This is a genomic window from Chengkuizengella axinellae (genome assembly GCF_030730905.1).
Taxonomy (GTDB): Bacteria; Bacillota; Bacilli; order Paenibacillales; family KCTC-33759; genus Chengkuizengella; species Chengkuizengella axinellae.
This window is the reverse complement of sequence record NZ_JAVAMP010000006.1, coordinates 114,616-137,639: the sequence shown is the minus strand read 5'-3', so window position 1 is coordinate 137,639 and position 23,024 is coordinate 114,616. Positions and strand designations below refer to the sequence as shown.

Below are 23,024 nucleotides of genomic sequence, written 5' to 3'. Positions count from 1 at the left end.
GAGGAAACAAGGCTGAGATTTCCTCCAGAATCCAATGTGATTTACCACTTTGCAGCTGTGAGAATGAACGTGTTTAGAGACTCATAAGAGTTTTTGTTACATAAAGTAGTTCACACCGAGTTATTCACGTTATGAATATAATGAAGGATCGATTGAAGGATCGGTTGCAGTAGGGTGGAACCACGAGATAAACGCACTCGTCCCTTTTTGGGATCAGTGCGTTTTTAGTTTGCAAAAAAATGGAGGATAAAACCAAATGTCAGTACAAATTACTTTTCCTGATGGTGCTAGTCGTTCATATGATAATGGAATTAATATCGAAGAGATTGCTGCATCCATCAGTCCAGGTTTAAGAAAGAAAGCCGTTGCAGGTAAAGTAGACGGTCAAGTTGTAGATTTAAGTTTTAGTTTAAATGAAGATGCAAAGATTGAAATTGTGACACTGGATAGTGAGGAAGGTCTCGAAGTTTACCGTCACAGTACAGCTCACTTAATGGCGCAAGCAATCAAAAGAATATATGGTGAGAAAAATGTAAAGTTAGGGATTGGTCCAGTCATAGAAAATGGTTTTTATTATGATATCGATCTTAAACACTCCATTACTCCGGAAGATTTGAGCAAAATTGAGAAAGAAATGAAAAAAATCATTAATGAGAATTTAAAAATCTCTAGAAGAGTAGTAAGCAGAGAAGAAGCACTAAAGATATATACTGAGCTTGAAGATCCATTAAAATTAGAATTAATTCAAGATTTGCCTGAAGACTCTACAATTACAATATATGATCAAGGTGAGTTTTTTGATTTATGTAGGGGACCTCATTTGCCGTCAACAGGTAAAATAAAAGCATATAAGTTGCTCAGCGTAGCTGGTGCTTATTGGCGAGGAGATTCTAAAAACAAAATGCTTCAGCGTATATATGGGACAGCATTTCCTAAAAAAGCTGAATTGGATGAGCATTTGCATTTATTAGAGGAAGCAAAAAAACGTGATCATCGTAAATTAGGAAAACAGTTTAAAATGTTTACTTTTTCACAAGAAGTTGGACAAGGGTTACCGTTGTGGCTCCCTAATGGTGCAAAGTTAAGAAGAACTTTAGAAAGATACATCGTCGATTTGGAAGAAAGATTAGGTTATAATCACGTATATACTCCTGTATTAGCTAATGTTGACTTATATAAAACATCAGGACATTGGGAGCATTATCATGAAGATATGTTTCCAAAAATGGAACTTGATAATGAAGAGTTAGTGTTAAGACCTATGAACTGTCCTCATCACATGATGGTATTTAAAGATGAAATGCGCAGTTATCGTGACCTGCCTTTACGTATTGCAGAGTTGGGTACAATGCACAGATATGAAATGTCTGGTGCATTAACAGGATTGCACCGTGTTAGAGCAATGACTTTAAATGATGCACATATTTTCTGTCGACCTGATCAAATTAAAGAAGAGTTTGCCAGAGTGATTCAATTGATAACTCAGGTATATAAAGATATCGGAATAAACGATTATCGCTTCAGACTTTCATATCGTGATCCAGAAGATAAAGAAAAATATTTTCCTGATGACAACATGTGGGAACTTTCTCAAAGAATGCTTAGGGAAGTAGCAGAGGAGTTAGAGCTTGAGTTCTTTGAAGCTGAAGGTGAAGCTGCATTTTATGGTCCAAAGCTGGATGTGCAAATTAAAACAGCACTTGGCAAAGAAGAGACTTTATCCACGGCTCAGATTGATTTCCTATTGCCTGAAAGATTTGAACTTGAATATATAGCAGAAGATGGAAATAAACATCGTCCTGTTGTTATTCACAGAGGAATTATTAGTACTATGGAAAGAATGACTGCTTTCTTATTGGAAAACTTCGCAGGTGATTTGCCAACATGGTTAGCGCCTGTACAAGCCAAAGTGATTCCAGTTTCAAATTCTTATGATGATTATGCAAAGGAGGTAGCTGAAAAACTGCAGCTTGGAGGAATCCGAGTAGAGTCTGATTTAAGAAATGAAAAACTAGGTTATAAAATTAGAGAAGCTCAGCTTGAAAAAGTGAAATATATGTTCGTTGTAGGAGAGAATGAGAAAAATTCAGAAAGTGTATCCGTGCGTATTCGTGGTAAAGGCGACGTAGGAGCAAAATCAATAACAGAAGTGATCCAACAAATCACAGAAGAGGTCAATAACAAGGTGATTAACTAAATTAGATCTTTTGTGATAGCAAGTTTCTCTTTATAAGCAGTAACGGTTCAGAATATGACCGTTACTGCTTTTTTTGCGAGTTCTTATCACAAGGGTATCTTTTATTCCATAGGGTATATATTTTATTATTTTTGGAAAGCCTCCTATACTAGGGGAGGTTTTTAAAAATGTTTTTGAAAAAGTATCGTTTAAAATTGATTTCCATTTTACTTTTACCTGTTTTTACGCTTATCATAGCGACATTCATTACTCAGATAGTGGAAAAGGATGAAATTCAAATTACTGAAGTATTAAAATATGAAAGATCTTATACAAGTGTACCTGCAGATATAAATATAGAGTCGATAAAGTATGAAAGTAATAAAGAAAGTTTAACTTCTGATCACGGTATGGATATCATTGATGTTGAACAACTAAAGACAGTGAAGAAAGCCAGTTTAAAAAATGAACATGAGCAGGTTAAACAACCAACTAAAACAATGAGTAAGAATCAATCCGTTAAACATTCGATTGAGGGATTGGATGAAAACCAAATACGTCAAAATTATAAAGCTGTGGAAGTGATTGCAACAGGATATTATGCAGGGGTTGAATCGACTGGAAAAACGCCTGAACATCCAGAGTATGGAATTACTTATTCTGGTGTTAAGGTTCAAAGAGCTCCAGATTCAATATCCACAATTGCAGCGGATTTGAATTTATTTCCATTAGGTACAGTGCTGTATATCCCGGGATATGGTTACGGAATTGTTGCCGATATTGGCTCAGCTATTAAAGGAAATGTAATAGATTTATATTTCAACTCAAAAGAAGATGTTTATAATTTATGGGGTAAGAAAAAGTTAGATGTTTTTATTATTGAAGAAGGGAACGGTCAAATCACAGAGGCTATCCTAAGACAAAAAATGGAATTTTTTAGAAGTTAATTATCAAATAGCTACCCGCAAAATTTAAATGCATAAAATGTTTTTTATGTGAAATAATACTATCGTGTTCGAAGAAAGTATTGTGGCGGGAGGTGAATTCAAGTGGCTAAAAATAGAAACAACAAAAATAATCCAAACAATCAAAATAACCAGCAATATAATGCTGAATTTGCAGAAGAAGTAACTGCTAAGAATACTAAAAGAGCAGGTCAAAATGCAAGAAATCAAGAAGCAAATAAGTAAATGTATTTCATTCGAAAGGGAAGTGGTTTGCATATTAGCAAATCACTTTCTTTTTCATAACATAAGAATTTATGATTACAAATTCAATGTTTAATGAAGGACTCGATGGACTGGAGGCTGAATGAATTGAAACAAATTAAATCTGAGATTGAGAACAAAGAAGATTTATTTTCAAACCTATATAAAGGACTAAAAACGTTAGATTTTTCTCTTGGTGCGAATTGGGATTACGAACATGGATATTTTGATCGTGCTTTGGACGAAAAGTCACAGGTTTGGCTGCGTATTCCATTTCAAGTGACAAGTGGACAGTTGGATGGAGAGATTATGAATCAATCAACAATGATTCAACTAGGTACCCCCTTTGCACTCAAACATGTATATAATGAAGGGACAGATCCAAATGCACATATGCAAGTGTATGCATCCTTAATCAATCAATTTCAAACTCCTCTAGACAAAGATGCTGAATTAGAGCAGGAATGGATCGCAAAAGCGGAGGAACTAATCAAAAAAGTAGAGCTTCAAATATAATTCACCCCAAAAATTGAATACAACCATACATAAGAAAATGTACTACATTCCCCCATGAATTACTTTTTAATTCTATTTTATTTATTTTTAAGGTTTATTTAATGTTTATGATGCATGATATAGATAACAATAAATGATATAATGATTTTTCGTCATTATTCATATATAAATCTTAAATGCTCTGAGGGAGGTTTTCTTATGGATGATAAGAACAAAGGTACTAATAATGAAAGTGATTTTTTCAACGATGATAAAACGAAAGAAAATACGAAACAAGATAAATCGAAAACGAATCAAAGTGAATATTATTCATATGGTTCTTTTAAACCAACAGAACCGTCAAAGGAAGCTGAATACACATCCTATTCATCTCATTTAGGAGAATCTTCAGATGTTGAAATCAACAAACCTAAAGAAGTTTCTATTTACGGAAATCAAGTACAAAACGATATACCTAATAAAGAATACACTCAGCAAGAATGGACTTATTCAACTAGAAAAAAACGATCTTCATTCAAAAGTATGTTTGCTGCATTTATGTCAGGGGTACTTATTGTTGGTGGTCTCATGGTTGCTTCAGATAAATTGAATCTTTTCTCTTCAGATAATCCTCCTCCTGATCAAGCAGTATCACAAAATATAGTGTCAGCTATTGGGAGTGAAAGTCAGGCTTCAATAGATTTTGAGAATAGACCAGATAATATAGCAGATATTGTGGAGCAAGCATCGCCTGCCGTTGTTAAGATTGAAACCTATACAACACAAAGTAGTAATAGTATAAATCGCAATGAAGATATATTCAGATATTTTTTTGGAGATGAATTGAATTCAACACCTGATGGTGGACCAGAACCTTCAGGCTTAGGTTCGGGTTTTATATTTGATGAAGAAGGATATATTTTAACGAATGAACATGTTGTTTCAGGTTCTGATGAAATATATGTTGAGCTTGAAGGTTATGAGGAAAAGTTTAAAGCTGAGCTGCTAGGTTCTTCATATGATTTAGACCTTGCTGTATTAAAAATCGAAGGTAGCGAAACTTTTCCGACTCTGGAAATAGGAAACTCTGATGAATTAAGAGTAGGGGATTGGGTAACTGCTATAGGGAATCCAGTTGGGTTTGATCATTCAGTGAGTGTTGGTGTGCTTAGTGCCAATGAAAGAGAGATTTCAATACCAGACTCTCAAGGTACTAGAACCTATGAGCACTTATTGCAAACCGATGCTTCCATCAATCCAGGTAATTCAGGAGGACCATTAATTGATTTGAACGGTGAGGTAATTGGCATTAATACTGCTGTTAGTACAGATGCACAGGGTATTGGATTTGCAATACCTACAAGCACAATTGATGAAGTTTTGGATGATTTGAAGAATAATGTAACCATTCCAAAACCATATATTGGTGTTGGGTTAAACAATATTAATGATGATATTCAACGTGGATTAAATTTAGAAAGTAAAGATGGTGTACACATCAACCAAGTTGAGAGACAAAGCCCAGCCCACCTTGCAGGACTGCAACCTAACGATGTCATCATTGAATTTAATGGAGAGAGCATTAAAAATGCGGATGATCTCATAGGAAAAGTGAAAGAAACCGAAGTTGGTGAGTCAGTAAATTTAACATTTATAAGACAAGGTAAAACCTTTGACACAATCATTACCATTGGTGATAGAAATGCTGATTAAACTTTAATCTAATGAATAGAATATTAACATCTTAGAAAGTAGAGGATAAGCAGTGCTGTACACTATGCACAAACAAATTCTCTACTTTCTTCTTGTACTCTAAATTAAACCTAAATTTGAAGTTGAGGAGAGCAAAATATGAGAAAAAAGATATTAATCATAGATGATGATGAAAAAATTACTTCTATGTTGAAAAGAAATCTTGCATTTGAAGGTTATTTGATACAAACTGCAAATCATGTGAATGATGGTTTAATGATATTAAGAGATGAAGAGCCTGATCTTCTTATTTTAGATGTTATGATGCCTGTCATGGATGGATGGGAGGTTTGCAGCAGGATTCGAGAGGGAGGCAGTCAACTGCCAATTCTGATGTTAACAGCAAAGGATGAAGTGAGTGACCGTGTTAAAGGTTTGGATACTGGAGCTGATGATTATTTAGTTAAACCATTTGCACTAGAGGAGCTGTTGGCTAGGGTTAGGGCATTGCTTCGCAGAAACCAAATTACTGCAGAAGAAGATAAACAACAGCTCAATTTTGAGGATGTTGTTCTCGATATTGATACTAGGGAAGTTTTTCGTAATGGTAGATCCATTGAACTAACAACAAAAGAGTTTGAATTAATGCATTTGTTTTTAAGCAATCCTAACAAAGTACTATCTCGTGATGTCATAATGGATAAAATCTGGGGTTATGATTATAGCGGTGAATCCAATGTAATAGAGGTTTACATCGCCTTGCTTAGACAAAAAACAGAAGAAGAGGGAGAAAAAAGAATCATTCACACCAAAAGAGGCGCTGGTTATGTCTTAAGATAGAGGGTGGATTTTTTAAAACAGAGGTGAAACTTGATGTCAATTCGATTGCGGTTAACTTTATGGTATACAGGAATTCTCGCAGTAATGATTATTGTTTTAGGTATTGTATTATTTTTAGTATTAGAGAACAATTTATTTAATTCGGAAAAAGATAACTTAAAAACACAAGGGGATGAGGTCTATAAAGAAATGCTTGAGAGTTTAGATCGAACTTTTTATTTGAGACCTGATGGAACACTGGGATACCAGTATGAATTGCCTAATTTGAATTTTTTAAGTACTTCTTATTTTTTACAGGTAGTGAACAAATACGGGGAGCTTGAGGATAAATCCTTTGCTCTTTTTGATTATGAAATTCCAATGGATGAAGAGACATTTGATGCTGTTTTAAATGGAAATCAAGTCATAAAAACTACCAACATTAATAATGTATCCTTATTAACACTTTACAAACCAATTATTCTACAGAATGAAGTGGTTGGCGTCTTGCAGGTAGCCACTATTATAGATGATATTTATACTTACTTAAATACTTTCCAATGGATTTATATATTTTCAAGTTTAATATTGATAGGGATAGCGGCTACTGTTGGATTATTTATGGCGCGTAAAACATTAAAACCCATTGAAAATGTGATTCTAGCTGCAAATCAAATCGAAAAAAGCACGGACCTTGACAATCGTATTTTATATGAAGGTCCTAATGATGAGATAGGTCGCCTGATTCATACGATCAATGGAATGTTGTCACGGATACAAATTATTTATGCTGAGTTGGAGGATGCTTATCGTCTACAACGAAGATTTGTTTCGGATGCCTCTCATGAATTGAGGACTCCTTTAACAACAATCAGAGGGAATATAGAGTTTTTAGAAAAAATGTGGCAGTCAAATAATGAACATAAGATGTCAGAACAAGAAAAAATGAATTTAACAAAAGAATCTGTAATTGACATTTCCTCTGAAGCGGAAAGAATGAGTCTTCTTGTGAATGATTTACTTTCTCTTGCTAGAGCAGATGCAGGTTATGAGATGGAAAAAGAAAATATTTCTATTAAACCAATTATTGAGCAGGTAATTAGAAAGGCTCAGTATTTACCGAAAAGCGTTGATTTTATAGTCGATGATCTGGAACTATTAAAAGATATTCAAGTGTTTGGAAATAACGAATATTTGCAGCAAATGCTGTTTATTTTTATTGAAAATGCTTTTAAATATACTGAGAAAGGTTATGTAGAGTTAAAGGTGAAAACAGTTGAGAATCAAGTGGGTATCGAAATTACAGACACTGGAATAGGGATGAAAAAAGAAGATATCCCTCATATTTTCAATCGATTCTATCGTGCAGATGTGTCAAGAGGGATCAAACCTGGTACAGGTTTAGGATTATCGATTGCAAAGTGGATTATTGAAGAGCATAGTGGCTCTGTAGAAGTTCTAACAAGTTTAGAATCGGGTACAACCTTTATTATTTGGATCCCATTGGTTGAATAGATCACTCTGGTAAATAAGGCATATTCATTTCTAAAAAGAAAAAAGTGTTATAATGAGATTAAGAACTTATGTATTTTATTTTATCTGAGGTGATTTTAATGGATGTAATCAAAATCTCTCCTAGAGGTTATTGTTACGGTGTAGTTGATGCTATGGTTCTTGCCATGCAAACTGCCAAAAACTTAGATTTACCAAGACCTATATATATATTGGGGATGATTGTCCACAATCGACATGTTACAGATGCTTTCTTAGATGAAGGTATCATTACACTCGATGGGGAAAATCGTTTGGAGATTTTAGAAAAAGTAGATAAAGGGACTGTAATTTTTACGGCTCATGGTGTTTCGCCAGAAGTTCGTAAAAAAACCAGAGCAAGAGGACTTACGGTTGTAGATGCGACTTGTCCAGATGTGACGAGAACACATGATTTAATAAGAGAAAAAACAGCGGAAGGTTATAAAGTGATTTACATTGGGAAAAAAGGTCATCCTGAACCAGAAGGCGCAATGGGAATCGCTCCTGATCACGTAACTTTAATAGAAAAAGTAGAAGAAATAGATCATTTAAATATAAATACAGAACGAATTATTATTACGAATCAGACCACAATGAGTCAATGGGATATCAAACATATTATTAATCGATTAATTGAAAAATATCCATCCGCTGAAATCCATAATGAAATTTGTTTGGCTACTCAAGTAAGGCAAGAAGCAGTCGCTGATCAAGCAAGGGATGCAGATTTATTGATTGTTGTGGGTGATCCGAGAAGTAATAATTCTAATCGTTTAGCACAAGTTTCCCAAGAAATATCAGGAGTTAAAGCATATAGAATTGCAGATATATCAGAGATTAAACAGGAATGGCTGAAACATATTAGAAATGTAGCTGTAACGTCAGGAGCTTCTACTCCAACGTTGATTACGAAAGAAGTTATCGAATACTTGGAACAATATGATCCAGCAGATGAACAAACTTGGGAGATCCAAAGAACGATTAAAAGAGATAAATTATTGCCTAAAGCAAAGATTAAAACAGCTAAATAAAGAAAGTCTAACTTTCAGACGAGAGGTGTAATACTAACAATAATGTTTACATCTAAGTTCAGGTCACGTCCTGTGACCAACGATGCATCAGTACATCCTGTACTAGTCTGAAAGTTAGCTAATATAGCATGTAGAAGGTGAAAAACCATTTTATTCAAATCACTTGACTATCAAGGGAAAATAATATATAGTAACTTTAACACTTAAAAGCGTATAAGCGTTGAAGCACGTTAGTGCTTTAGTAAATAAAAGTAAATCATATTAAATTGGAGAGTGGAAATCATGATCGTTATCACATCAAATAAAATTAGTGAAGATCGTCTTAGTGAAATTGTAGGACATATTGAAACACAAGGGGTAAAAACACATATTTCAAAAGGAACGGATCGCACTGTTATTGGAATCGTTGGGAAAGCAGATCCAACATTAGCAGAGCAAATTCGTCAAATGAAGGACGTAGAAGATGTAATTAAAATTACTAAATCATATAAACTTGCAAGTCGTGACTTCCAGCCTAATGATACGATCATCGATATCAAAGGTGTTAAAATTGGTGGAGAAAACTTAGTCATCATGGGTGGTCCATGTGCGGTTGAATCTGCTCAGCAAATGGATGAAATTGCCGCGATTGTAAAAGCATCAGGAGGACAAGTACTTCGTGGTGGAGCGTTCAAACCTAGAACAGGTCCTTACAGCTTCCAAGGTGTTGGAGTAGAAGGATTAGAAATGATGGCAGAAGCAGGTAGAAAACATGATCTATTAACGATTACAGAAGTTATGACTCCAGAATATGTCGACGTGATTGCAGAGCATGCAGATATTTTACAAATTGGTACTCGCAATATGCAAAACTTTGATTTATTACGTAAACTAGGAGAAATTGATACTCCTGTACTATTAAAAAGAGGATTTTCTGCAACATATGATGAGTTATTAAATGCAGCGGAATATATTTTAGCAGGTGGAAACCCGAACGTTATGTTATGTGAGCGAGGAATCCGTACGTTTGAAACATACACAAGAAACACACTTGATTTGACTGCAATTCCAGTATTGCAGCAGCTAAGTCATTTGCCTGTTATTTCTGACCCAAGTCATGGTACAGGACGTAGAGAATTAGTAGAAACGATGTCTAAAGCTTCTGTAGCTGCAGGAGCAAATGGTTTAATTGTCGAAATGCATACAGATCCTGATAACTCAATGACAGGTGATGGAGTGCAATCCTTATTCCCTGATCAATTTGCTTCACTGTTACAAGATATTGAAAAACTAGCTCCACTAATGGGGAAAAAGTTTGATACTAAAAAAGAATTAGTTTTAAAATAATAAATATAGTTTTTTTAAAAAGCGCCCTATAGAGTAGACTATTTGATGTCTATCTTCTGTAGGGCGCTTTATGTAGTGAAGTTTCAGAATCTAACAATTCTAACTACATGATACTAGTTGATCATTTTTGTTTTTGATCACTTCCTTATCCAATGTGAGCAGCATAAATGATATGTCTGTGGAAATAAAAACCAAAGCTATGAAATAAATGTGAGCATATCTGACATTAATATTAAAAATACCTTACATGGCTATTGACTATAGTAGTGCCAAGTTTTATAATAACGATAGCATAAAAACTTGAACGTTAACACATAATAGTTAAGTTAATGTTCGGAAATTTCGGAAAAATGGAGGAAATAAGATGTCTGTTGAAAATGTATTAGCGAAAATCAAAGAAGAAAACATAGAATTCGTGGATTTTAGATTTGTAGATTTATCTGGTAAGGCTCACCATATTACGGTGCCTGCTTCAGCAGTTGATGCAGATACTTTTAAGAATGGAGTAGCTTTTGATGGTTCTTCCATCCCTGGTTTTAGAGGAATTGAAGAATCTGACATGGTTATGATGCCAGATCCTGAGTCTGTTTTTGTAGATGCTTTTGCAGCGCATAACACATTAAACATTATGTGTAACATTTTTTCACCTGAAGGGGATCGTTATGAGCGTGATCCAAGAAATATTGCTCAGAAAGCTGAAGAATATTTGAAATCAACAGGTGTAGGTACATCAGCATTTTTTGCTCCAGAATCAGAATTCTTTGTATTTGATGATGTAAGGTATGAAAGTGGCCAAAATGTATCTTCTTATTCAGTAGATTCAGAAGAAGGCATTTGGAACACTGGACGTGAAGAAGAAGGTGGAAACTTAGGTTTCAAAATCCGCAACAAAGGTGGATATGTACCTGTATCTCCAGCAGATTCAACACAAGATCTTCGCAGTGAAATTTGCCGTGTATTAGAAGAAGCTGGTTTAGTTATTGAACGTCATCACCATGAGGTTGCTACGGCTGGTCAGCAAGAAATCAACTTCCGTTTCAGTACTTTAGTTGATACTGCTGATAACTTAATGAAATATAAATATATTGTTCATAATACAGCAATTAAATTTGGTAAAACTGCTACATTCATGCCAAAACCTTTGTTCGGAGATAATGGTAGCGGCATGCATGTTCACCAAAGTATTTTTAACGGTGATACTCCTTTATTTTATGAAGAAGGTGCATATGCAAACATCAGTGAGCTAGGACTTTATTACATCGGTGGGATTTTGAAGCATGCTCCTGCACTTATCGCATTAACTAATCCAAGTACTAACTCATACAAACGTTTGGTACCAGGATATGAAGCTCCTGTAAACTTAGTATTCTCAAAAGGTAACCGTTCTGCTGCAGTTCGTATTCCTGTAGCTGCTGTAACTCCAAAAGGTGCTCGTATTGAGTTCCGTACACCGGATTCAACGGCTAATCCTTACCTTTCATTTGCTGCAATGTTAATGGCTGGTTTAGACGGAATCAAAAATAAAATTGATCCTCGTCAAGAAGGATACGGACCATTAGATAAAAACATTTATGATTTATCAGATGTTGAGAAAAACGAAATTCGCAGCGTACCTGCTAGCTTAGAAGAAGCTTTAGATGCTTTAGAAGCAGATTATAGTTTCTTAACAGAAGGTGGAGTATTCTCTGAAGAATTCATTAAGCATTACATTGGTTTAAAACGTGAAGAAGCCAAAGAAATCGCAATCCGCACTCATCCACATGAGTTTTCTCTATACTACGATTGCTAATTCATATTTATAATACAAGGAGGTCACCAATCAAGGTGATCTTCTTTTTTTGAGCAAATCTTTGAACATTCTTCACTTTTTGGGGTGTATTAAGGCTTGAATCGTGGTTAGAATACTGCTATTATATGCATAAATAAAATAAAAAACTAATAATTACACCGTTTGCTAAGCTGAATATTCGGAAAAAGGAGTGGATTCCAAACATGAGCAAGAGAGCGTATAATTTTAATGCGGGTCCTGCTGCACTACCATTAGAGGTACTAGAAAGAGCTCAAGAAGAATTGGTTGAATATCAGGGGATTGGAATGTCTGTTATGGAGATATCCCACCGCAGTGCAGAATACGAACAATTAAATGCAGAGACACAAGAGTTGCTGGCAGATTTATTAAATATCCCAGCTGGGTATAAAACATTGTTTTTACAAGGTGGCGCAAGCACTCAATTTGCAATGATACCTTTAAATTTTTTGACTTCTGAAAAAGTTGCTAATTATGTGATCACTGGAAGTTGGGGGAAAAAAGCTTTAAAAGAATCTAAATTAATAGGTGAAACAAGGGTAGTTGCACAACCAGAAAAGTTTTCACATGTTCCTGATTTGTCTGAGTTACAGTTAGATAATTCAAGTGCATATTTACATATTACTTCCAATGAAACGATTGAAGGCATTCAATTTCAGCAGTTTCCGAACATTGGGGATATACCTCTTATTGCTGACATGTCTAGTGATATATTGTGTAAACCAATTGATGTATCAAAGTTTGGATTAATCTATGCAGGAGCTCAAAAAAATCTTGGTCCTTCAGGAGTCACTTTGGTGATTGTTAAAGAAGATTTACTGGAAAACACACCAGATCATATCCCATCTATGTTGCGATATGATACACATATTAAGGCAAATTCTCTGTACAATACACCACCGGTTTATTCAGTTTATATGGTGAATTTAGTGCTTAAATGGCTGAAGGAAAAGGGCGGTTTAGATCAAGTTGAGAAATTCAACCAAGAAAAAACAAAGTTGATTTATGATGTCATTGATGAGAGTCAAGGTTTTTATGTAGGTACGGTTGAGAAGCAGGATCGTTCTATTATGAACATTCCTTTTAGATTAAAAGATGAGGCATTAGAGAAGGAGTTTCTTAAACAGACTCAGGAGAACGGATTTGTAGGTTTGAAAGGACATCGCAGCGTTGGGGGAATGAGGGCTTCAACTTACAATGCGGTTCCGTATGAAAGCTGTAAGGCGTTAAGTGAGTTTATGATAGACTTTCAAAAACGAAACGGATAAAGAGAATATTGCTTTCATCAATACATAGGAAGAACGTCTGAAACGGACGTTTCTTCCTAATTAATTGGCGACACCTAAGAAGGTCAACTATTGGGGAGTTTCTGCTCAATTAATGTTTCTACACGTGTCACTGCACAAGTAGATAAAGCTACTTGAAATTCCTGAGTACCAAATGTAATACTGAACACTACTATTCCCTCGCCAACATCTTCAATAAATTCAACTGAATTTTCGAATAAGAATAATGGGACGAGCGCACTTAAACTAACGCTCTCTTCAATGTTCTCTTCTAATAATCTAGTAGCTGGGTCTTCGATACATTTACAAGTACAGTTGCTTTTTTTGATTGGAAGCAGTTTAATATCGGGAAATATAGCATTGACTGAAACAGCCTTGACTTGGGATATAGGAAAAGAAACTGCTGATAAGGGCATTTCTTTTCTTTTTAATCATTAATCATTTTTCCTTTCTATTAATATAGTATTCTTACTTGGGTTGAATAGATTGTACTTAAGTACAGCTACAAATGTGGATTTTCCCTCTATTTCCAAGCATTTGTTTGAAAATCTAATAAGTAATTCATTTAAATATGTGTTAAAATACTGTTTAGTTTAGAATAAAGGTGAGGATATATGATACACATAGTACTAGTAGAACCTGAAATTCCTTCTAATACAGGGAATATTGGGAGAACCTGCGCGGCGACAGGAGTTCGGTTGCATTTAGTTCATCCCTTAGGTTTTGAGACAGGTGATAAAGCTTTAAAAAGAGCAGGATTAGATTATTGGCATGAAGTGGATGTAGAACATCATGATTCATTTGAAAAGCTGCAAGCAAAATATGCAGAGCATAGGTTTTTCTTTGTAGAAACGAAAACAGATCATTTATATACTGATTTTGAGTACCAGGATGGAGATTTTTTTGTTCTAGGAAAAGAATCAGCGGGTTTACCTAAGGAAATGTTAGAGGCTAATAAGGATACTTGTATGAGGCTGCCTATGACAGGGGCTGTTAGATCATTGAATTTATCGAATGTGGCAGCAGTGATAGTATATGAAGCCTTAAGGCAAGTTGGTTTTTCAAACATGGATTGATAGAATGAGTATATTTGATTTTAAATAACACAAACAAACAATATTTTCAATATGCTAAAAAATATAAAAATTAGCGAAATTAGAAGGAATTTATCGATTTATGTCGAATATTATCCTAGATAAATATAAAATGAGGTGAATATGCATGAAGCCAATGGGTGTTGTTCGCAAGGTGGATCAACTAGGACGTATCGTATTACCAAAATCTTTGCGAAAAAGGTATATGATGAATGAAGGAGACCCAGTTGAGATATTAGTTCAAGGTGATCATATCATTTTGGAAAAATATAAACCAAGATGTGTTTTTTGTACATCTTCTGATAATGTGGTTGAGTATAGGGAAAAATATATTTGCTCTTCTTGTTTGAGTGAAATGTCTCAATTTGCATAAATCAAATCATGATCATAAAAAAACAAACTCCTTTAAGATGTGAATTAAGGAGTTTGTTTTTTGTTTTGATATTATTATTTCCCATCTTGCTTACGTTTAATGAATCTTTTAGTTCTAAAGTCCTTTTGTTTTATCGTCACTAAATGAAGATGTTAAAATAGCTGTTAAAAACATTGCAAACACAATGATAACTAACCAAAATGTTGTAGATGATAAAAACCAAAACATCTCTTCAAACATCAAATTTAACCTCCTAGCGGTAACATGTACAGTTACGTTTATTATACCCAAATCGCTATAAAAAACCAATGTCAAATTCGAATATTTTTTGAAAGTTTATTTGAAAAACAAAAAATGTGTTGGTAATGGTCTCAACTTTCCATCACTTGGACGATTTATCGTGCTACCATTGATTACTAATGATGTAGATCCCCCACCATCAAGATTATAAGCATCTATAACTCCTAGTTCTAATAGTTTATCTTGTAACTCAGGTAATGATGCGCCATATTTTCCAATTGAATCTTGACCTTCCGTCACTATAAATAGTAGGTGGTCATTTTTATAGTTCGCAATTACAGTACGAGCTGCTCGTTTAGGTGATGTTAACCATTTACTAGGAATGGATTGTTTAGTTTGGTTTTGGATTAAGATAGGTACAAATGTAGCTCCAAATTGTGGTGATAGGTTGTCTAAGTCAGCACGATTATAAAAATTGCCGCCTATCAGCTTTCCCTCATCATCCAATCCAACAAAAAATAAATCTTTAAAACTAGCTTCAAAGCCTGTGACATAACTTCCATCAACAATTGTAGTACTTAATGGATAACGTTTCCCTGTCCGCCAATCATCTGCAAATCCCCCTGCATTAATTCCTGCAATGGCACCTGTTCTTTGTACAGCCTGCAAGGTAGTTTCGCTCTTACCAAGTTCATCCTTTGCTAATACCATATCCATAGCATCATCTGTTTTAAGATCAATTTTGACAGCATATCCCTTATATGTGTCTTCTGTAATGTTAAAAAGTTTTAAATCGATGTTTTCAGATTGAATATGTTTAGTGGGAGTCCCAAGCTTGCTAATGATTCTATTGTCATAAATAATTCCTGGTTTATCTACTTGAGCTGAAGCAGTATTAACAAGTTGATTTGCCGTATCTGCACTTTTATTATAGATATCGAATAAATTAGATAATGAAGATTCGATTTCCTGAATGTGGCTTTCAGCAGTATTTAAATCTATCAATAAGTCATTTGCTTGTTGATTAATAGAAACTGAAGGAACCGGTGACAAATTCGGCTGAGAAATTTCCATAAGAATTGTTGTAGAATACAGCCAAACCATTATACCAATAAATGGAGCTAAGGTAAGAATCAATAATCTATTCATATATGAATAACTCATTTGATGAGATCCAATTCTTTTTGTAATTGACTTAATTGTTCTTGAAGCTCAACCAACTGAGAATAAAGCTGGTTGCTGTTGTCGGTCTGATCGTTTGTGCTGTCCTTTGCGAAATTTAATAATTGATTAAAGGATGTAATCTGCTCTTGAAGTGTCTCAATATCGGATAAGATGTTGATTTCTACCTCGTCAATTTGTTCCGCAACATCAACTTGCACATCGGATAGCTTCTCTTCCATCTGAGTTGAGAGATCAGCTAATATTTGCTCTTTTAAATGTTCAACATACATTTTGCTTCCATATAATCCACCACTGATTAATAAGGCCCAAACTAAAATAAAACCAAGAAATTGAATCCATTTTTTTCGTTTTATTTTTTTCGTTTTCTTTTTGGACATAGGATGAATAGTCTGTTCTGTTTCTAGAGAAGTATTCATGATAGTTCACCTCGGATGTCTATGATTTTTAGTCAGTCTATTTACTAGTATACTAGATTTTAGTCACCCCAAAAAGTGAAGAATAGTCATAGAGAAACAAATAGAATATATTACTAGTACTAATGCGGTTTTTTTGAAAAAATACTTTACTTATTTAACCTATTACCTTATAATCCTATGTAAATACTCGGAATTACTTCATGAGGTGTATGTTATGGGATTTGGAATTGAAATGACTGTACTTGGACTCGTTGTTGGGTTTTTAGTAGGGTTAACGGGTGTTGGGGGAGCTGCCTTATTAACCCCTATCATGATTATGCTCGGAGTGCCTGCTACAATTGCAATCGGGACCGACTTATTTTATAATTCGATCACAAAATTATTTGGAGCAATCCAACATTATCGGCAGAAAACAATTAATTTAAAATTAGTGAAATACTTTGCAATAGGAAGTATCCCTGGAGCAATCACTGCAATTGGTACTCTAAGTATGTTTGAGAGTTTTTTTCAAAATCAAGAATCAATTATGAAAAGTGCTTTGGGAGTAATGTTAATTGTCATCGCGATTGCAACGATTTTCAGACAAATTTTTGATAAAAAATGGAGAGAAAATCGTTGGCAGAAAAAACCGCTGGAAGAGAAAAAAGCATTAACAATTACGATTGGATTTATTTTAGGGTTTTTAGTTGGATTAACTTCTATAGGATCAGGCTCTCTTTTTGCTCTTGCTCTCCTATATTTGTATAGATTAAAAGGATCTGAGATTGTTGGAACGGATATAGCCCATGCATTATTACTGGTTACAGTAGCTGGATTTTTACATGCAGGTTTAGGAAATGTGGACTACCTTCTAACTTTTAAACTGCTACTAGGTTCTATTCCTGGGGTATTACTTGGAAGCACGCTGTCAGCAAAGGTCCCAACAAAACCATTAAGAGCGATTCTTGCTACAATCATATTATTTAGTGGAATAAAAATGATATAGATTAAAAACACTGATTAAAGAAAAACTAATGTCAGTGTTTTTTTTATGCAAAATATGATGAAGAAGGGAAGTCACCAAATATGTTATATGATTGTATTATTATTGGTGGTGGAATTGCTGGGTTGCAGGCTGCAATACAATTAGGCAGGTATGAACATGAGGTGCTTGTCATAGACAAAGGGTATGGAAGATCAACTTTATGCAGAAGTTATCACAATTTATTGGGCTGGCCGAACGGGATATCAGGACAAAAATTAAGGGAACTTGGAAAGAGTCATGCAGAAAGTTTAAATGTAGAATTTATACATGGTGAAGTTGTTCAAGCTATAAAAAAATCTGAAGAGTTACATATTCATATAAAAGAAGACAATCAAGTATATAAAGCAAAAACTTTATTGATAGCCACAGGTATATTGGATCGTATGCCGAAAATGCCAGAATTAATCTCATGTCTAGGCTTATCTGTTTATGTTTGCCCTGATTGTGATGGTTATGAAGTGAAGAATAAAAGAACTGTTGTTTTAGGTGCTGGTGATATAGGAGCCAAAATGGCGCTCGCATTAAAATATTGGACAAATGATTTAGTATATATCAATCATGAACAAAAACAAGTCAGTTCGCATATCAAAGAAAAAATGGAGCAGGAGCAGATTGAATATTCAAGCGAACCCATTGAAAAAGTGTTAGAAGTAAAAGGAATGATTTACAGTGTTGTTTTGAGGAATGGGGATGTGAAAAAGTGTGAAAAAGGTTTTATTGCATTTGGTGGAAATGAAGTAAACTCTTTGATTGCAAAACAGTTAGGCGTTGAAAGATTAGAAAATAAGCATATCATAACAGATCCACGTACAAAAATGACGAATATAAAAAATGTGTGGTCTGCTGGAGATATTAACGTACACTCTGAGCAGGTATCTATCGCTATGGGAGAAGGATCACAATCAGCAATATGGATACATAAAACGCTACTGAATAATTCCAAATGAGAATTGACAATCTAAAATAGAACTATCCATATGATCGTTCATATCACATCATAGGAGGTACTTAAAATGAAAAATCATAATGAAGGACAAGAAAGAGAAAACAATAAATTTAATAAAAATGAAGGAGCTAAAAAAAACCAGGAAGATGAAGCTATTCAGGCTTTGAAAGCAGAAATTCAGGAAAATGACGACAATCCAAATGAATGTTAGTTAAATTTCTCGTCAACATCCCCTCACTTACTGCATAAATATTAATACGAATCATTTTTTTCCTTTCGTGAATGTTAACTATTTATTGCATTGCCCATGATGAGTTGGGAGGAGTGAAACATGGATATTTTTAAAAGGATCACTAGCCATCGGGCAGAAGAGGAGAAGTTGACTTGGTCAGGAACCTTCAAGGACTATACTGAAATTGTACGAAAAAATCCAAGCGTATGTAGAACTGCACATGCAAGAGTTTATGACATGATTGCATCACATGGCGTGACAGAAGAGAATGGAAAGAGAATATATACATTTTTTGAGCAAGAAATATATGGATTAAACAATACATTAGAAAAATTAACAGAAGAGTATTTTCATTCAGCTGCGCGTAGATTAGATGTAAGGAAAAGAATATTGCTGCTTATGGGACCTGTGAGTGGAGGGAAATCCACACTCGTAATGATGTTGAAACGTGGATTAGAACAATACTCACGTACAGAAGAGGGCGCTTTATATGGAATTAAAGGATGCCCTATGTATGAAGAACCCTTACATTTAATCCCTCATGAACTTAGACCTGAAATTGAAAAAGCATTGGATGTAAGAATTGAAGGTAATTTATGCCCATCATGTCAGATGCGCTTGAAAACGGAATACGGTGGCAAAATTGAAGATGTAGAGGTTGAAAGAATTACTTTGTCAGAGGATAAACGTGTTGGTATTGGTACTTTTAGTCCATCTGATCCAAAATCTCAAGACATTGCAGATTTAACAGGAAGTATCGATTTTTCGACTATTACGGAGTATGGATCAGAATCAGATCCTAGGGCCTACCGTTTTGATGGAGAACTGAATAAAGCCAATCGAGGAATGATGGAGTTTCAAGAAATGTTGAAGTGTGATGAGAAGTTTTTATGGAACTTACTTTCACTCACACAGGAAGGTAATTTTAAAGCAGGAAGGTTTGCATTAATATCAGCTGATGAATTGATTGTAGCTCATACAAATGAAGCAGAGTATAAAGGCTTTATTGCCAATAAAAAGAATGAAGCACTCCAATCTAGAATGATCATTATGCCTATTCCTTATAATTTACAGGTCACTCAAGAGGAAAAAATATATCAAAAATTAATTAAGCAAGGTGATGTAAATCATATTCACATTGCACCACATACTTTAAAAACAGCAAGTATATTTTCCATTCTGACAAGATTAAAAGAAACAAAAAAACAGGGTATGGACTTTATTAAAAAAATGAGAATGTATGACGGAGAATCTGTTGAAGGGTTTAAAGATGCGGATTTGAAGGAAATGCAGAATGAATATGAAGAAGAAGGAATGTCGGGTATAGATCCAAGATATGTTGTGAATCGCATTTCAAGTGCCCTTATACGACAAGATATTGACTGCATTAATGCATTGGATGTGCTTAGATCATTAAAAGATGGATTAGATCAGCATTCATCTATCACCAAAGAAGAAAAAGAAAGTTATCTTAACTTTATTTCTTTAGCTAGAAAAGAATATGATGAGCTCGCCAAAAAAGAATTACAAAAAGCCTTTGTTTATTCCTTTGAGGAATCTGCCAAAACATTGTTTGAGAACTATTTAGATAATATTGAAGCCTTTTGCAATCATAATAAAATGAAAGATCCAATTACAGACGAAGAAATGGATCCAGACGAACGTTTAATGAGATCGATTGAAGAACAGATTGGTATTTCTGAAAATGCAAAAAAAGCATTTCGTGAAGAAATATTAATTCGAATGTCTTCTTATTCTAGAAAAAATAAAAAATTTGATTACAGCAGTCATGAGAGATTGAAGGAAGCCATTGAGAAAAAATTATTTGCAGATTTGAAGGATATAGTCAAAATTACAACCTCAACAAAAACACCAAATGAAAAACAGCTGAAAAAGATAAATGAGGTATCCAAAAGGTTAATTGAAGAACATGGTTATTGTTCAATATGTGCAAATGAGATGTTGAGGTATGTGGGAAGTTTATTAAATCGATAAAGAGAATCTTACTTCTCAGATGATGAAAACTGTCCTTGGATTTGATGAAGGACAGTTTTTGTTATGCACGAATAGACTTGTATAATATTTGACAGAAATATAGACAAGGACTAAGCTAATATTATATATTTTAGAGGTTGTTCAAAAAGTCCAATTTTACCAGCATAGGACGTGTTGGTATTAAAATAGTCACATGGATGTGACTGGTTTTCAATAGATCATGAACTTTTACGTAAATTCAATTTGTAATGTATACTGAATACGATTTCATTTGCAATTAGGGGTGAGCATCAATTTGAATAAAAAAATACCGATCGTAGTTCAGCTGATGGTGGTTTTTTCAACGATTCTGCTCATCACAATAAGTCTAATAAGTTACTTTTCTATTAAAAACTCTTCAGAGGTTGTTTTAGTGAAAACTTCAGAGTATTTACAGGAATCTGTCATCCAATTAAAAGGGAAAATTGATGTTAATTTAATGGAGTTTGACAAAGTATCACAAACGGTAGCTTTTCATCCTGTTTTACAAGAATACCTTATTTACATACAAAGTATGTTAGAGTTTCATCCAAATTTACAAGAACATTTTGCAAACATTATAAAAGAAGAAAGCTCTAAAAGAAATTTTGAAATTGATAGGATTATTGGAGAACAAAGCCGCTTTATTAAAGAGGATTATTTTATTCAAGTTATAGATAATGCGGGAATTGATTTCGATGCAAATAACACTTTGTTTTTACCTCAAACATTACATGAAATGAAAAACAAACCTTGGTTTGATACTGTAGATGAATTTACTGGCAGGATGGTATGGATAGCAGGTGATTCTTGGAGAAATGAAAAAATATTGCCGTCTGTCATCGGGGCAAGACAAATCAATGATGTAAACCAACTTGATCATATCGGTTATTTGTTTACAGTATTTCCAATTCAAACCCTTGAAAGACTTGTCGGTGAGGTCAATTTTGGTACAAGTGGCAAGGTACAGATTGTTGACCGATTTGGAAACGTCATATACTCTGAAGATAAAAGTCAAATTGGAACTCAAGTAGAAGCTGGTTTGCTGAATATGATGAAAATGCATCAAGATCGTATGATTGAATGGGAAGTAGACGGCGAAATTACATATATCTCTCATACACAATCTGACTACAGCGGTTGGACCTTTATGGTTTATGTTGACATAGAAGAGGCTTTTAAAGATTTAGAGAATATTGAAGACAGCTTATTTCTTATTGGAATGACGGGTATCATATCTGCACTGATTTTTATTTTATTTTTCTCATGGAGTATATCGAAACCGATTAGTAAACTTGCTGTTAGATTAAATAGACTAGGTCATGGACCATTAGAGCCTTATAAAGGGTTTATGGAAAATAAAGAAATAGATATGCTGTATCATAGTTATAATCAGATGCAGCAAGATTTAAAGCAAACCATAAAAGATTTATCAGATAAACAAATCAGTGAAAAACATGCACAATTAATTGCACTTAAAGCTCAATTTAAGCCTCATTTTTTATACAATACGTTAAACACGATATATTGGGAATTGATTAATGAAGGACAGTATAAGACGGCCAATATGGTGTTAAGTTTAAGCGATCTTCTTCGTTACAGTATTCAACCTGGATCGGAATTAGTTACGATCGATGAGGATTTGAAGCACTTAAATCACTTTTTAGATATTTTAAAAGCGAGATATGGAGAAAAATTGAAAGTGGAAATTAACGTCAATCCTGAATCCGTACTAACCACTTATATTATGAAGCTGTTATTGCAGCCTCTAGTAGAAAATGCTATATCACATGGTTTGGAACCAAAGAGGATGAAGGAATGGATCATTCATATTCAAATTTATAGAGAAGACAATCATATTCATTTTATTGTAGAGGACAATGGTATAGGTATGACTGAGTCGGAAATGGAGAAAATTGAACATGCTGAAATTCATGCTGAAATGAATGATCATAATATTATGCATTCAGGTATCGGTATTTCCAACTTAAGATATCGAATCCAACTAATTTATGGGAAAGATTACGGGATGAAGCTTTCACAAAGTACATTAGGAGGTTTAAAAGTAAACATTAAACTTCCAATCAAAAAAGATAAGAGTTAGATTGCACCAAATCGAAAAAAAACG

At 34.2% G+C, this 23,024-nt stretch carries 22 protein-coding genes; 18 read left to right on the top strand and 4 right to left on the bottom strand.

Annotated features, from left to right (window positions below; genetic code table 11):
• The first annotated feature begins 256 nt into the window (after window positions 1-256).
• The 11 genes from thrS to serC all read left to right on the top strand — a co-directional run bounded on the left by thrS (window position 257) and on the right by serC (window position 13,355).
• Window positions 257-2,197 carry a threonine--tRNA ligase gene (thrS, locus tag Q5Y73_RS13770; RefSeq protein WP_305992492.1) on the top strand — a complete coding sequence of 647 codons (1,941 nt, stop codon included), beginning with the start codon at window positions 257-259 and terminating at the stop codon, window positions 2,195-2,197.
• A gap of 167 nt (window positions 2,198-2,364) precedes the next feature.
• A complete protein-coding gene (locus Q5Y73_RS13765; protein WP_305992491.1) occupies window positions 2,365-3,123 on the top strand; it encodes a 3D domain-containing protein in 759 nt (252 codons plus the stop codon).
• Window positions 3,124-3,225: 102 nt separating this feature from the next.
• Complete coding sequence (locus Q5Y73_RS13760) at window positions 3,226-3,366, top strand: hypothetical protein (protein WP_305992490.1); 141 nt, start codon at window positions 3,226-3,228, stop codon at window positions 3,364-3,366.
• A 126-nt stretch (window positions 3,367-3,492) separates the two neighbouring features.
• A complete protein-coding gene (locus Q5Y73_RS13755) occupies window positions 3,493-3,900 on the top strand; it encodes a YugN family protein (RefSeq protein WP_305992489.1) in 408 nt (135 codons plus the stop codon).
• A 198-nt stretch (window positions 3,901-4,098) separates the two neighbouring features.
• Window positions 4,099-5,592 carry a S1C family serine protease gene (locus Q5Y73_RS13750; RefSeq protein ID WP_305992488.1) on the top strand — a complete coding sequence of 498 codons (1,494 nt, stop codon included), beginning with the start codon at window positions 4,099-4,101 and terminating at the stop codon, window positions 5,590-5,592.
• Between the two features lie 138 nt (window positions 5,593-5,730).
• Complete coding sequence (locus Q5Y73_RS13745; protein ID WP_305992487.1) at window positions 5,731-6,411, top strand: response regulator transcription factor; 681 nt, start codon at window positions 5,731-5,733, stop codon at window positions 6,409-6,411.
• A gap of 33 nt (window positions 6,412-6,444) precedes the next feature.
• On the top strand, window positions 6,445-7,905 hold the full coding sequence (locus Q5Y73_RS13740) for a sensor histidine kinase (RefSeq protein WP_305992486.1): 1,461 nt from the start codon (window positions 6,445-6,447) through the stop codon (window positions 7,903-7,905).
• A 98-nt stretch (window positions 7,906-8,003) separates the two neighbouring features.
• On the top strand, window positions 8,004-8,954 hold the full coding sequence (locus Q5Y73_RS13735) for a 4-hydroxy-3-methylbut-2-enyl diphosphate reductase (RefSeq protein ID WP_305992485.1): 951 nt from the start codon (window positions 8,004-8,006) through the stop codon (window positions 8,952-8,954).
• A 282-nt stretch (window positions 8,955-9,236) separates the two neighbouring features.
• Window positions 9,237-10,280 (top strand): 3-deoxy-7-phosphoheptulonate synthase, encoded by a 1,044-nt coding sequence (gene aroF / locus Q5Y73_RS13730; RefSeq protein ID WP_305992484.1) that lies wholly within the window; start codon window positions 9,237-9,239, stop codon window positions 10,278-10,280.
• Between the two features lie 364 nt (window positions 10,281-10,644).
• Window positions 10,645-12,069: a type I glutamate--ammonia ligase gene (gene glnA / locus Q5Y73_RS13725; RefSeq protein ID WP_305992483.1), complete on the top strand. Its 1,425-nt coding sequence runs from the start codon at window positions 10,645-10,647 to the stop codon at window positions 12,067-12,069.
• Between the two features lie 203 nt (window positions 12,070-12,272).
• Complete coding sequence (serC, locus tag Q5Y73_RS13720; RefSeq protein ID WP_305992482.1) at window positions 12,273-13,355, top strand: 3-phosphoserine/phosphohydroxythreonine transaminase; 1,083 nt, start codon at window positions 12,273-12,275, stop codon at window positions 13,353-13,355.
• A gap of 83 nt (window positions 13,356-13,438) precedes the next feature.
• On the opposite strand, the gene Q5Y73_RS13715 is transcribed toward serC, so the two are convergent.
• Window positions 13,439-13,789, bottom strand: coding sequence for a hypothetical protein (locus tag Q5Y73_RS13715; protein ID WP_305992481.1), 351 nt, complete (start codon window positions 13,787-13,789; stop codon window positions 13,439-13,441).
• Window positions 13,790-13,987: 198 nt separating this feature from the next.
• On the opposite strand from Q5Y73_RS13715, the gene trmL reads away from it, so the two are divergent.
• Both trmL and Q5Y73_RS13705 read left to right on the top strand, forming a co-directional pair.
• On the top strand, window positions 13,988-14,449 hold the full coding sequence (gene trmL, locus Q5Y73_RS13710) for a tRNA (uridine(34)/cytosine(34)/5-carboxymethylaminomethyluridine(34)-2'-O)-methyltransferase TrmL (protein WP_305992480.1): 462 nt from the start codon (window positions 13,988-13,990) through the stop codon (window positions 14,447-14,449).
• 145 nt (window positions 14,450-14,594) lie between these two features.
• Window positions 14,595-14,840, top strand: a complete 246-nt coding sequence (locus Q5Y73_RS13705; protein ID WP_305992479.1) for an AbrB/MazE/SpoVT family DNA-binding domain-containing protein — start codon at window positions 14,595-14,597, stop codon at window positions 14,838-14,840.
• A gap of 114 nt (window positions 14,841-14,954) precedes the next feature.
• Here the strand turns inward: Q5Y73_RS13705 and Q5Y73_RS13700 are convergent, their stop codons facing one another.
• The 3 genes from Q5Y73_RS13700 to Q5Y73_RS13690 all read right to left on the bottom strand — a co-directional run bounded on the left by Q5Y73_RS13700 (window position 14,955) and on the right by Q5Y73_RS13690 (window position 16,681).
• Window positions 14,955-15,080, bottom strand: a complete 126-nt coding sequence (locus tag Q5Y73_RS13700) for a hypothetical protein (RefSeq protein WP_305992478.1) — start codon at window positions 15,078-15,080, stop codon at window positions 14,955-14,957.
• 96 nt (window positions 15,081-15,176) lie between these two features.
• Window positions 15,177-16,229 (bottom strand): phosphodiester glycosidase family protein, encoded by a 1,053-nt coding sequence (locus tag Q5Y73_RS13695; protein WP_305992477.1) that lies wholly within the window; start codon window positions 16,227-16,229, stop codon window positions 15,177-15,179.
• 11 nt (window positions 16,230-16,240) lie between these two features.
• Window positions 16,241-16,681 (bottom strand): hypothetical protein, encoded by a 441-nt coding sequence (locus Q5Y73_RS13690; RefSeq protein WP_305992476.1) that lies wholly within the window; start codon window positions 16,679-16,681, stop codon window positions 16,241-16,243.
• 214 nt (window positions 16,682-16,895) lie between these two features.
• On the opposite strand from Q5Y73_RS13690, the gene Q5Y73_RS13685 reads away from it, so the two are divergent.
• The 5 genes from Q5Y73_RS13685 (at window position 16,896) to Q5Y73_RS13665 (ending at window position 23,000) form a co-directional block, all read left to right on the top strand.
• The gene (locus tag Q5Y73_RS13685) at window positions 16,896-17,666 is read left to right on the top strand and encodes a sulfite exporter TauE/SafE family protein (RefSeq protein ID WP_305992475.1); all 771 of its coding nucleotides are present in this window, start codon (window positions 16,896-16,898) and stop codon (window positions 17,664-17,666) included.
• 80 nt (window positions 17,667-17,746) lie between these two features.
• Window positions 17,747-18,652, top strand: a complete 906-nt coding sequence (locus Q5Y73_RS13680) for an NAD(P)/FAD-dependent oxidoreductase (RefSeq protein WP_305992474.1) — start codon at window positions 17,747-17,749, stop codon at window positions 18,650-18,652.
• Between the two features lie 66 nt (window positions 18,653-18,718).
• Window positions 18,719-18,862, top strand: a complete 144-nt coding sequence (locus Q5Y73_RS13675) for a hypothetical protein (RefSeq protein ID WP_305992473.1) — start codon at window positions 18,719-18,721, stop codon at window positions 18,860-18,862.
• A 120-nt stretch (window positions 18,863-18,982) separates the two neighbouring features.
• On the top strand, window positions 18,983-20,878 hold the full coding sequence (locus Q5Y73_RS13670; RefSeq protein ID WP_305992472.1) for a PrkA family serine protein kinase: 1,896 nt from the start codon (window positions 18,983-18,985) through the stop codon (window positions 20,876-20,878).
• 295 nt (window positions 20,879-21,173) lie between these two features.
• A complete protein-coding gene (locus tag Q5Y73_RS13665) occupies window positions 21,174-23,000 on the top strand; it encodes a sensor histidine kinase (protein ID WP_305992471.1) in 1,827 nt (608 codons plus the stop codon).
• Window positions 23,001-23,024 lie beyond the last annotated feature (24 nt).